The organism is Pseudomonas cremoricolorata (assembly GCF_000759535.1).
GTDB classification, from domain to species: domain Bacteria; phylum Pseudomonadota; class Gammaproteobacteria; order Pseudomonadales; family Pseudomonadaceae; genus Aquipseudomonas; species Aquipseudomonas cremoricolorata_A.
The window spans coordinates 294,166-305,672 of the sequence record NZ_CP009455.1 but is presented as its reverse complement, the minus strand read 5'-3'; the positions used below and the strand labels follow the sequence as shown (position 1 = coordinate 305,672).

The 11,507-nt window shown below is 61.6% G+C and carries 10 protein-coding genes; 5 read left to right on the top strand and 5 right to left on the bottom strand.

What is annotated here, in order from left to right; translation table 11 throughout:
- Positions 1-37: 37 nt before the first annotated feature.
- The 3 genes from LK03_RS01360 to LK03_RS01350 all read right to left on the bottom strand — a co-directional run bounded on the left by LK03_RS01360 (position 38) and on the right by LK03_RS01350 (position 4,667).
- Positions 38-1,012 (bottom strand): hypothetical protein, encoded by a 975-nt coding sequence (locus LK03_RS01360; RefSeq protein ID WP_038410752.1) that lies wholly within the window; start codon positions 1,010-1,012, stop codon positions 38-40.
- A 60-nt stretch (positions 1,013-1,072) separates the two neighbouring features.
- Positions 1,073-2,995, bottom strand: coding sequence for a hypothetical protein (locus LK03_RS01355; protein WP_038410751.1), 1,923 nt, complete (start codon positions 2,993-2,995; stop codon positions 1,073-1,075).
- A gap of 148 nt (positions 2,996-3,143) precedes the next feature.
- Entirely contained in the window at positions 3,144-4,667 is a 1,524-nt protein-coding gene (locus LK03_RS01350; protein ID WP_038410750.1) for a fumarate hydratase, read from the bottom strand.
- A 228-nt stretch (positions 4,668-4,895) separates the two neighbouring features.
- Here LK03_RS01350 and LK03_RS01345 point away from each other — a divergent pair, with 228 nt between their 5' ends.
- Entirely contained in the window at positions 4,896-5,837 is a 942-nt protein-coding gene (locus tag LK03_RS01345; protein WP_038410749.1) for an iron-sulfur-binding ferredoxin reductase, read from the top strand.
- Here the strand turns inward: LK03_RS01345 and pyk are convergent, their stop codons facing one another.
- Positions 5,838-7,289, bottom strand: a complete 1,452-nt coding sequence (gene pyk, locus LK03_RS01340; RefSeq protein WP_038410748.1) for a pyruvate kinase — start codon at positions 7,287-7,289, stop codon at positions 5,838-5,840. It lies immediately after the preceding gene.
- Between the two features lie 171 nt (positions 7,290-7,460).
- On the opposite strand from pyk, the gene LK03_RS01335 reads away from it, so the two are divergent.
- The 3 genes from LK03_RS01335 to sbcB all read left to right on the top strand — a co-directional run bounded on the left by LK03_RS01335 (position 7,461) and on the right by sbcB (position 9,919).
- Positions 7,461-7,847: a tetratricopeptide repeat protein gene (locus LK03_RS01335; RefSeq protein WP_038410747.1), complete on the top strand. Its 387-nt coding sequence runs from the start codon at positions 7,461-7,463 to the stop codon at positions 7,845-7,847.
- A 216-nt stretch (positions 7,848-8,063) separates the two neighbouring features.
- A complete protein-coding gene (locus tag LK03_RS01330) occupies positions 8,064-8,423 on the top strand; it encodes a PilZ domain-containing protein (RefSeq protein WP_038410746.1) in 360 nt (119 codons plus the stop codon).
- A 65-nt stretch (positions 8,424-8,488) separates the two neighbouring features.
- On the top strand, positions 8,489-9,919 hold the full coding sequence (gene sbcB / locus LK03_RS01325; protein WP_038410745.1) for an exodeoxyribonuclease I: 1,431 nt from the start codon (positions 8,489-8,491) through the stop codon (positions 9,917-9,919).
- An 86-nt stretch (positions 9,920-10,005) separates the two neighbouring features.
- On the opposite strand, the gene mvaT is transcribed toward sbcB, so the two are convergent.
- Entirely contained in the window at positions 10,006-10,383 is a 378-nt protein-coding gene (gene mvaT, locus LK03_RS01320) for a histone-like nucleoid-structuring protein MvaT (RefSeq protein WP_038410744.1), read from the bottom strand.
- A gap of 271 nt (positions 10,384-10,654) precedes the next feature.
- On the opposite strand from mvaT, the gene purU reads away from it, so the two are divergent.
- On the top strand, positions 10,655-11,506 hold the full coding sequence (gene purU, locus LK03_RS01315; protein WP_038410743.1) for a formyltetrahydrofolate deformylase: 852 nt from the start codon (positions 10,655-10,657) through the stop codon (positions 11,504-11,506).
- The last annotated feature ends 1 nt before the right edge of the window (position 11,507 follow it).

Genomic DNA, 11,507 nt, shown 5'->3' with positions numbered 1-11,507 from the left:
AGGGGCCTGAGCGGCCTCTGGCGGTGTGCCAGGCAGCTCAGATCGCTGATTCGTCCCTTGTCGGATAGCTCAGCATGAGCCTGCTGCGCCGTTCCAGCGCGCTGCCACCGTCGTCGAAGCGCAGAAGCACCTGATGGTCATTGCCGTGACGATCTATGAGGTTGATCGAGCACGGGCCTGCATGGCCCAGTCCTGGCCTGTTGAAGGGGATGTTGTCTGCGCCATTGAGCACCACCACCATCGAGTCGTTGCCGGGTGTCTTGGCGCGGGTGCTGGGTGTGAAGCGGTCACCGACGTCGATCGCAGCGTTGTATCGCACGGTCTTGTCGCCCGGCGGCGCGATGCCGACATAGGTGGCGTAGGTTTCCGTCAGCGTGTTGGTGTGCCAGCGAATCATTCCTGGCACTTCCAGTCGGGATTGCGTGGACAGGCCGAGTGTTTTCAGGCGCAGGGAGTATTCATGGAGAAAGACATTGTTGATGTCGCCTTCCCTGATGGTCTGCTGCCACTCGTAATCGTTTTCGCCAAAATAGGGCGGGCGAACGGTCGTTAAAGACACGTGACTATCGAACCCGTTGCCGATATCGGTGTAGTAGACCGTGTTCTCGTCTTTCTGAATGCGGGCACGAAGTCTGACGCTACTGCCACCGGGCTGCGAGGTCGAAACGTACATCAGTTTGTTCGCCGGTGGGGGCGGTGCACTGTTCGATGGCGATGCAGCGAGCGGCCCTGGCATGAGGTCGAAGCGTGTATCTCGTTCCGAGGTCTGCCACCAGTTGAGGGCGCCGGGACCATTGAAGGGCAGAGGCTCATACAAGCCGTCGGATCGCTCCATGACCAGGGTCAGGCTCGCCAGTTGCGCGGGAGTGAGCGCCGGCTGGTTGGCATGCACATGGGCAATGAGCCGAATCTCGGCCTGTTGACGGGCATTGCCATACAAGTTGCTGCTGGCCGAGGACAGCTCGAGGCGGAAGGTCTGTAACCAGAGTTGCGGATTGTCGAGGGTGTTCATGGCGCGATTCACCTGAAAATAGGTTCAAGAAACGGGTTGCAAGCGGATGCATAGCTCAGTTCAGTTGGTCAGCCACATGACATTCATACGGTCACGCACGGCGACCCAGACTGAGTGGTGGTTGCCGTTTTCGTCCTGAACGTTGCACAAGTAATCCCAGTTGCCATTGGATTCACCTTCGATCCAGGTTCGGTCGAGTTTCAGGCGGAACAGACTGACGCCTTCATTCGGCGTATTGAGCGACTGCGAGATATCGAGCCGAGCGGCAGTAACCGATGACTGGCCCAGCAAGACGCTCCAGAAGATCCAGTTGGTGATGTTATTGCCGTTGTAGTCCCAGCTCAGGCTTTGCGATTGGGGGTAATACACGATGCGATGGGGAATGGCGCTGCGGAAGGTCAGGTGATACCGGTCGATGTCCCTGACGCCGTTGCTGCGGTGATCGCTGGCATCGTGACGCACCAGGCTGAAGTCACCGGGTCGGTTGTAGAGGTAATCGACTGCGCGGGGCTCGATGATGGCCGAGCTATTGGACCTTCCCGCCACGGTCGTACCGTCGCCTGGCGGCAGCGTGCGGTCATGGGTGTGGTAGGTCTTGCCGTCGATCACCAAGCGTGCGGCGATTCGAACATTCGCACTTTGGTAGGTCTTGTAGAAGAACCGGATGGTTTGTGTATTGGGCCTGATGGGCAGCGATGGGTCAGCCCCGAACTGGTTCTGGTAATAGTTGAAGCGCTGATCGATCCGGCTTTGCGTACGGCTGACGCCATAGCCGGGAGGCATCGTCGAACCCGTGTTGTAGTCGATCAGTCGCACCTCGGCCAGGATACTGTCGGGAACGGTGACCGGAATACCGTACTCATCCACGGCCTCGATGATCACATCCACGTAAGTCTGTTGCGAGCCGTTGGCATAAAGCCGGCATGGCACCGCATCGGCGGCCAAGCCGCGGCCTGCGACTCGGAAAAAACTGATGTTGCTGATGCCGTGGCTGGCGATCGACCGGGCAGTCCTGACCTCAAGATCCAGGCGAGCGTCCGGGCTTGGACCGATAGTCAGAACATGCAGCCCACCTTGTCGATCTCGGGCTTCGATCGTCTGTGGCTGAGTGCGACCTCGACCGTCAAGCGGACTACCGCTGCAGCGCTGTGACTGAAGCACCACGACGAGTTGGTCGGTGGTCGAGGTGAGGGGCTGGGTCACCCATTGATCGTGTTCGACAGTCGCTGCGTGCATGTCGTCTGGATGAACGATGGTCGAGGTATTGGGCAGCGCAAAGCCTATCGCTGGCGCTCGGGCGCCGAGCGATGGCTGCGGATTGGTTGCTTGCATTGCATCGATTGGCGGCGCGACCAGTCTGGCGCTTGCGAAGCCACCCCATTTGGGGCGCAGCGAATACTCCAGGATGGCGTCTGAGTCACGGATGGCGACGTTGTCGAACAGACGCTCACCGACACGGACCTTGCGCTGCCATTCGTAGTCCTGGGGGAAGCGGTAGTGGGGCGACTGCTCGGCGATCAGTTCCTGTTGCAGCGGCTCTGGAGTAACGATCTGCTGGCCTGGTGCTGGTTGCACCGTGCCGAGCAGAGTGATGCACTGGCCATCAGCCGCACGGCAATGCACATACAGGCGTTTGATGCGCACGGTCGCATCCGCACGACAGGGCGCCACAGGCACCGCCATGTCTGTGCATGACCAATGGTAGTCGTATCGCTCGTCGTGTTGGGTGCGATAGAACCAGTCGGCGGTGTCATCGTCGTATGGAAGCGGTAGGCAGGACCCGTTGGCAGTCTGGTACATGAGGCTGAACGATTCGAATTGCTCATCGCTGATGACCTGGCCTTCTGCCGCAGCGGCGACCAGTGTCACTTCGACCTGCTGGTGCCCGTTGTTGAGGATGCGATCACTGCGCGACGTCAGGAAAATGCCGAAGTCCGCCAGCCAGGGCTCGGCATTGGCAGTTGGGTGGGTGGGGTGTGGCATGCTCGTCGCTCCTTGCTGATGTGGGCAACGAGCGTATCGGTGAGCCCGAACGGGCGGTACTGACAGAGCTGCCAGTAGGCGCCGGGCATCGGACATGCCCTATGACAACGCCCGGCCAAGGCCGGGCGTTCGGGTGACACGAGAGCGCTTACTTCACTTCCACCGCCAGGCTCTGGGCGATCTTGCCCTGCCACAGCGCGGGACCGGTGATATGCACCGATTCGCCGTTGCTGTCGACGGCAACCGTCACCGGCATGTCCTTGACCTCGAACTCGTAGATCGCTTCCATGCCCAGTTCGGCGAAGGCCAGCACCTTGGACTTGCGAATCGCCTGCGCCACCAGGTAGGCAGCGCCGCCGACGGCCATCAGGTATACAGCCTTGTTGTCCTTGATCGCTTCGATGGCGGTCGGGCCACGCTCCGACTTGCCGATCATGCCCAGCAGGCCAGTCTGCTCGAGAATCTGCCGGGTGAATTTGTCCATCCGCGTCGCGGTGGTCGGGCCGGCAGGGCCAACCACTTCGTCACCGACCGGGTCGACCGGGCCGACGTAGTAGATGAAGCGACCTTTGAGGTCGACCGGCAGTTCTTCACCACGGTTGAGCATCTCGACCATGCGCTTGTGCGCGGCATCGCGGCCGGTGAGCATCTTGCCGTTGAGCAGGATGGTTTCACCCGGCTGCCAGCTGGCGACTTCTTCCGGGGTGATGCTGTCGAGGTCGACGCGGCGCGCGCTTGGGCCGGCTTCCCAGACGATTTCCGGGTAAGCGTCCAGCGACGGTGCTTCCAGTTCGGCAGGGCCGGAGCCATCGAGCACGAAGTGCGCGTGGCGGGTGGCGGCGCAGTTGGGGATCATGCACACCGGCAGCGAAGCGGCGTGGGTCGGGTAATCCATGATCTTCACATCGAGGACGGTAGTCAGACCGCCCAGGCCTTGGGCGCCGATGCCCAGCTGGTTGACCTTGTCGAACAGCTCGAGGCGGATTTCCTCGATGCGGTTCTGCGGGCCGCGGGCCTTGAGTTCGTGAATGTCGATGGACTCCATCAACACTTCCTTGGCCATGACTGCGGCTTTTTCGGCAGTGCCACCGATGCCAATGCCGAGCATGCCCGGCGGGCACCAGCCGGCGCCCATGGTCGGCACGGTTTTCAGCACCCAGTCGACGATCGAGTCGGACGGGTTGAGCATGGCCATCTTGGATTTGTTTTCCGAGCCGCCGCCCTTGGCCGCCACGTCCACTTCGACCTTGTCGCCAGGGACGATGGAGTAGTGGATGACTGCCGGGGTGTTGTCCTTGGTGTTCTTGCGGGCACCGGCCGGGTCGGCCAGGATCGAGGCGCGCAGGACGTTCTCGGGCAGGTTGTAGGCGCGGCGCACGCCTTCGTTGATCATGTCGTCGACGCTCAGGGTGGCGCCGTCCCAGCGCACGTCCATGCCGACGCGCACGAACACGGTGACGATGCCGGTGTCCTGGCAGATCGGCCGGTGGCCGGTGGCGCACATGCGCGAGTTGATCAGGATCTGGGCGATGGAGTCGCGCGCGGCGGGCGACTCTTCACGCAGGTAGGCCTCGTGCATCGCCTGGATGAAATCGACGGGGTGGTAGTACGAGATGAATTGCAGGGCATCGGCGACGCTCTGAATCAGGTCGTCCTGCTTGATCACGGTCATGCAGCGCGCTCCTCTCTAAAGACGGGAACATTCGTAAAGGCACTCGGCGACCGCACGGTGCGGCGTGGAGTGCCTTGCAGGAGATGGCGGCTGGTCAGGCCGCCAGCGAAAAAGGCGCGGCATTATAGCGCACCTGTGTGGGTGAAACACCTTCGCCCTGAGCGGTTCTGACAGCCTTGTGTGCCCATGCATGGCATGCTGTGTGGCAGTGCTCAGGAGACCTTGCCCATGCCCGAATTACGCGTCGGCGCGCGCCACTGGCCGGTGGCGACCGACAGCAACCTGCTCGATGCCCTGCTCGCGGCGGGAATCAGCGTGCCCTATAGCTGCCGGGCGGGTCATTGCCATGCGTGCCTGGTGCGCTGCCTGCACGGCCAGCCCGCCGACGCCCGGCCTGACGTGCTGAGCACCGCCCAGCGTGCCGAGGGCTGGCGCCTGGCCTGTCAGTGCCGGGTGATCGAGGATCTGCACGTCGCGCCCTTCGATCCCAACGGCGACGGCGTGCCGGCCCAGGTTGCCGAGGTGCAGTGGTTCGGTGAGGTGCTGCGTGTGCGTCTGCTACCCGAGCGCCCGCTGCGTTATCAGGCGGGCCAGCACGCCGTGCTGTGGCTGCAGGGGGTCGCACGGCCGTATTCACTGGCCAGTCTGCCGGGCGAAGACCGTTATCTAGAGTTTCACATCGATTGCCGGCGTGAGGGCGCGTTCAGCGCGCGTGCTCGGCAGTTGCGCTGCGGCGATGCGATCAGCCTGGGCGAGCTGCGCGGCGGGGCGTTGCACTACGATCCGGACTGGCGCGACAAGCCTTTGTGGCTGCTCGCGGCTGGCACCGGACTGGCGCCGCTGTGGGGCATCTTGCGTGAGGCGCTGCGCCAGGGCCACGCGGGGCCGATCAGGCTGCTGCACGTCGCCCATGGGGCATCAGGGCACTATCTGGCAGAGGCGTTGAATGAATTGGCGCGCAAGCATCGGTCGTTGCGCGTAGAGGAGGTGCTGGCGGATGAGTTGCAAGCGGCGCTGGCGGCATTGCGCCTGGAGTCGCGGCAAACGGTGGCGCTGGCCTGCGGCGCGCCGGCAACCGTCGAGCAGTTCGCTCGACGGCTGTTCATTGCCGGATTGCCGAGAAATCAGCTGTATACCGACGTGTTCACTCCTGCAGAGGACACACCGTGATCAAACCAGCGGGTCACCGACATGCAGAATCTTCATGCCGTTGGTGCCACCGATGGTGTGGTAGCTGTCGCCTTTGGTCAGGATCACCCAGTCGCCCTGTTGCACCAGGCCACGCTTGAGCAGTTCGTCGACCGCTGCCTGGCTGACCTGCTCGGCCGGCAGTGCTGCCGGGTCGAACGCGATTGGATAGACGCCGCGGAACATCGCGGCCCGGGCCTGAGTGGCTTGGTGCGGCGAGAGTGCGAAGATCGGCACGTGCGAGCGCAGGCGCGACATGATCAGCGGGGTGTAGCCGCTTTCGGTGAGCGAGATGATCGCCTTGACCCCAGGGAAGTGGTTGGCGGTGTAGATCGCCGCCAGGGCGATGCTCTCGTCGCAGCGCTGGAAGGTGGTGTGCAGGCGGTGGCTGGACTTCTGGCTGGTCGGATGTTTTTCCGCCCCCAGGCAGATTCGCGCCATGGCCTGCACGGCCTCGATCGGGTAGGCGCCGGCAGCGCTTTCCGCCGACAGCATCACGGCGTCGGTATTGTCCAGCACGGCGTTGGCGACGTCCGAGACTTCGGCACGGGTCGGCATCGGGTTCTGGATCATCGACTCCATCATCTGCGTGGCGACGATCACGGCTTTGTTGTTGCGCCGGGCGTGCTGGATGATCTTCTTCTGGATGGCGATCAGCTCGGCATCGCCGATTTCCACACCCAGGTCACCGCGCGCGACCATCACGGCATCGGACGCGGCGATCAGCCCATCGAGGGTTTCGTCGTCTGCGACCGCTTCGGCACGCTCGATCTTCGCTACCAGCCAGGCGCTGCCGCCGGCGGCATCGCGCAAGGTGCGGGCGTATTCCATGTCCTTGGCATCGCGCGGGAAGGACACGGCCAGGTAGTCGAGGTCCATTTCCGCGGCCAGCTTGATGTCGGCCTTGTCTTTTTCGGTCAGCGCTGGCGCGGTCAAGCCGCCGCCCTTGCGGTTGATACCCTTGTGGTCGGACAGCGGCCCGCCGATCAGCACCACGCAGTGCAGGGAGTCGGCGGTGGCGGTTTCGACACGCATGACCACGCGGCCATCGTCGAGCAGCAGCTCGTCACCCACGCCGCAATCCTTGACCAGATCGGGGTAGTCGATGCCGACGATCTGCTGGTTGCCCTCGGTCAGCGGGTGAGCGGTGGAGAAGGTGAAGCGATCACCCACCTTCAGTTCGATGCGCTTGTCGCTGAACTTGGCGATGCGGATTTTCGGACCTTGCAGATCGCCCAGCAGCGCTACATGGCGGCCGTTGCGTGCGGCGATCTCACGGATCAGGCGGGCACGCGCCTTGTGCTCGTCCGGGGTGCCATGGGAGAAGTTCAGACGTGCCACGTCGAGGCCGGCGAGGATCAGTTGCTCGATCACTTCCGGCGAGTTGCTGGCAGGGCCAAGGGTGGCGACGATTTTGGTACGGCGGATGGTCATGCATAGACTCCTTTAATGAAGCGCAGCGAGAGGCTACTCCTCAATCGTGTTGTAGTCATCGTTCAGTTGCACTACCTGGGTTGCACCTGGCTGCGGCGGGGTCAGGCTGGCACGTTGCTGTGAAGATTTGCCCGGCGCCGCCGATACAAAGCTCATCTGAGGAGAACCTGCATGAGAACCCTGATTCTACTGGCCGCCGCCGCCAGCCTGGTCGGCTGCACCCGGTGGTCGATGGACCACCATCTGGACAATGCCTACCGCGCCTATGACCGCGGCGACTGTGCGCGAGTGATGCTCGAGCTGTCGCAGGTCGATCGCACCAGCCGCGCCCGACCGTTCATCCACCCCGAGGTGTCGTTGCTGCGCGGCCAGTGTCTGGAGAGACAGAAGCTCTATGTCGATGCGGCGCAAACCTATCAGTACCTGATCGAGCGCTACCCCGGTAATGAATACGCCTACCGCGCCGCAGCGCGTCTGCAGACCCTCGAGCGTTTGGGTCATTACCGGGCAGGGCAACCTGCGCAGGTGTCACCGGCCCGGGCCGTACCCCTGCGCTGATCGGTTGCGGTGTGCGCAGGCATCCTCTGCTATACCGTTGAATGCTTTGTGCGATAAAGGCCTGCGCGCGGTGCAAGGCCAGTGCCCAGTGTTCGATGGATGCGGTGTCCGCTTGGCGCCTTTTTGTACGAGCGTTCCTACAATCTGTTAAACCTTTGTAACAAACTTCGCCAGTACCGAGTTTTCCTGGCCTCTTAAAGGAAAGCCATCACCGCCATGTTTACTGCCCGCCAAATCGAGCGTCATGAATTGTGTGCCGTGCTCCAGGTGTTCAACCGCATCACCGGCCAACCGCTGGGGTATCTGGGCAATGTCTCGGAAAACGGCATCATGCTGATCAGCGAGCTGCCGCTGATGGTCGGTCCGGATTTCGAACTGCAGATTCGTGTCCCGCTCAAAGGCGGCGGGCTGCAGTTCATCAATCTCACGGCCAGTTGCCTGTGGTGCCACGAAGATGAAACGCCCGGTCACTACGACTCCGGCTTCATGTTGCTGCAGGCGCCGCGCGACTATGATTCCTACGTTCGTGCCTTGCAGGAGTTCTTTAGCTTTCGCCAGGCCAGCGCCTCGGCCTAGGCTGGACTGGCCGCTGCCCCCCGCGCACCGCTAGACTCGGGTCGATCTTCTGACAGGACGACCCCGTGAGCTTCAGCATCTTCTGGCACGACTACGAAACCACCGGCATCAATCCACGTTGCGATCGCCCGCTGCAATTGGCCGGGGTGCGTACCGACCTCGACCTCAACGAGATCGACGAACCGATCAACCTGTATTGCCGTCCCAGCGACGATATCCTGCCCCATCCCATTGCCTGCCAGGTCACGGGTATCACCCCTCAGGTGCTCGCCCAGCAAGGCCTGGGCGAGGCCGAGTTCATGACCCGAGTGCATGCCGAATTGGCACGTCCCGGCACCTGCGGTGCCGGTTACAACACCTTGCGCTTCGACGATGAAATCACCCGTTACAGCCTTTACCGCAACTTCTTCGATCCCTATGCCCGCGAATGGCAGGGCGGCAACAGCCGCTGGGACCTCATCGATGTGGTGCGCACCGCCTGTGCCCTGCGCCCAGAGGGCTTGCAGTGGCCGCAGCAGGAGGGGCGCACGAGTTTGCGCCTGGAACTGCTCAGCCAGGCCAACGGTATCGACCATGGCAACGCCCACGAGGCCCTCTCCGACGTGCGTGCCACCCTGGGCCTGGCACGTCTGATTCGTGAGCGTCAGCCGAAGTTGTACAACTGGCTGTTCGAGCTGCGCAGCAAGCACAAGGTCATGGAGCAGATTCAGCTGCTGCAACCCTTGGTGCATATATCCGGGCGCTTTTCCGCCCAGCGCAACTACCTCGGGGTGGTATTGCCATTGGCTTGGCATCCAAGCAATCGCAATGCACTGATAGTCTGCGATTTGCATCATGACATTCTGCCTTTATTGCAGGAAAGTCCTGACAGCTTGCGTCAGCGTTTATACACACGACGTGAGGAATTGGCGGCGGAGGAGTTACCGGTTCCGCTTAAATGCATTCAGATAAACCGCTGTCCAGTGGTGGCGCCACTGTCGGTAATACGGCCGAACGACGAGCAGCGGCTGAATCTGGATATGTCGCGTTATCTGCAACGGGCCGAGCAACTGGTCAGTCAGGCCAGTCAGTGGCAGGACAAACTCGCACTGATTTATAGCGCGCAAGATTTCCCGCTCAGTGAAGATCCGGAACAGCAGTTGTACGACGGCTTTATCGGCGACCGCGACCGTCGACTGTGCGAACAGGTGCGTGCTGCAAGCCCGCAGGAGTTGGCCCAGGGGCGGTGGATATTCGATGACATGCGCCTGCCGGAACTGCTGTTCCGTTACCGGGCCCGCAACTTCCCGGCGACCTTGAATGACGCCGAACTGCAACGCTGGGATGCATTCTGTCGGCAGCGCCTGAGTGAGATCGCGGCGGGCGCGCCAAATACCCTGGCCGACTTCCGCCAGGCCCTGCAAGGCGCCCTGCAGAACGCTGCCATGCCCGTGCGGCCGGTGCTCGACGCCTGGCAGCGGGAGGCTGAGCGCTTGCAGGAGCGTTATGGACTGTAAGTTGAAGTCATGTTCACGCACATAAAAAAACGCCAGCAAGTGCTGGCGTTTTTTCAGGTGGGAAGACGGGCGTACCCGTCAGGCCATCAACCCAGCAGGGTCGACCAGCCTTCTACGACATCACCACCCCATTTGGCTTTCCACTCTTTCAAGGTCTTGTGATTGCCACCTTTGGTTTCAATCACTTCACCGTTGTGTGGGTTTTTGTATTGCTTGACCTTGCGCGCGCGTTTGCTGGTCACTGGCTTGGCAGCACCGCGCGGGGCTTTGCTCATTTTGGCTTCAGGGTCGAGCAGGGCAATAACATCACGCAGCGACTTGGAGTATTCGCCCATCAGTGCGCGCAATTTGCCTTCGAATTCCAGCTCTTGCTTGAGCTTGTCGTCTTGCGAGAGATTGGCCAGGCGCGCCTGAAGTTCTTTGATGGCTTCTTCGGTGGCGCGGTATTCGTTGATCAGGGACATGAGGCGTTCCTTGAGTACATAGTTTGGGAGACAGTGGCGCAATAATAGACAGACGTTTCTGGCAAGTAAACAACTAATCTTGAAGTCGATGTTTGCATGAGCCGTCGTCAGGATGTATTTGGTAAAAAAATTTTTACTTTAAGTGCCGGTGTTAACCGAACGCCGGCATCGAGGCGCCGGGGGGGCGAAGGTGCAACACGTCGATGATTACTGCGCTTTGTCCGGCACCCCGCTACAATCGGCGCCTTTGCGAAGTTCTGGAGTCTGTTCGATGCGCACCTTTCGTCTGGTGATCGCCTGCCCCGACCGTGTCGGTATCGTGGCCAAGGTCAGTAATTTTCTGGCGCTGTACAACGGCTGGATCACCGAAGCCAGTCACCACTCCGATCCGCAGAGTGGCTGGTTCTTCATGCGTCATGAAATTCGTGCCGAGACCCTGCCTTTTGGCATCGAGGCATTGCGCGAAGCTTTCGCTCCGATCGCTGCAGAGTTCTCGATGATCTGGCGCATCACCGATTCGGCGCAGAAAAAGCGCGTGGTGCTGATGGCCAGCCGCGAGTCGCACTGCCTGGCCGACCTGCTGCACCGCTGGCACAGCGATGAATTGGACTGCGATATCCCATGCGTGATTTCCAACCACAACGATCTGCGCAGCATGGTCGAGTGGCACGGCATTCCGTTCTTCCACGTACCGGTCGATCCGCAGGACAAACAGCCGGCCTTCGCCGAAGTGTCGCGGCTGGTCGCCGAACACAGCGCCGATGTCGTGGTGCTCGCGCGCTACATGCAGATCCTGCCGCCGCAGCTGTGCCAGGACTATGCCGAGCGGGTCATCAATATCCACCACAGTTTCCTGCCTTCATTCGTAGGCGCCAAGCCGTACCACCAAGCGGCGCTGCGTGGCGTCAAGCTGATCGGCGCCACGTGCCATTACGTTACCGAAGAGCTCGACGCCGGCCCGATCATCGAGCAGGACGTGGTGCGCGTCAGCCATGCCGACACCATCGAAGACATGGTGCGGTTCGGCCGCGATGTGGAAAAGATGGTGCTGGCCCGTGGTCTGCGTTACCACCTCGAAGACCGCGTGCAGGTGCATGGCAACAAGACCGTCGTGTTCGACTAAC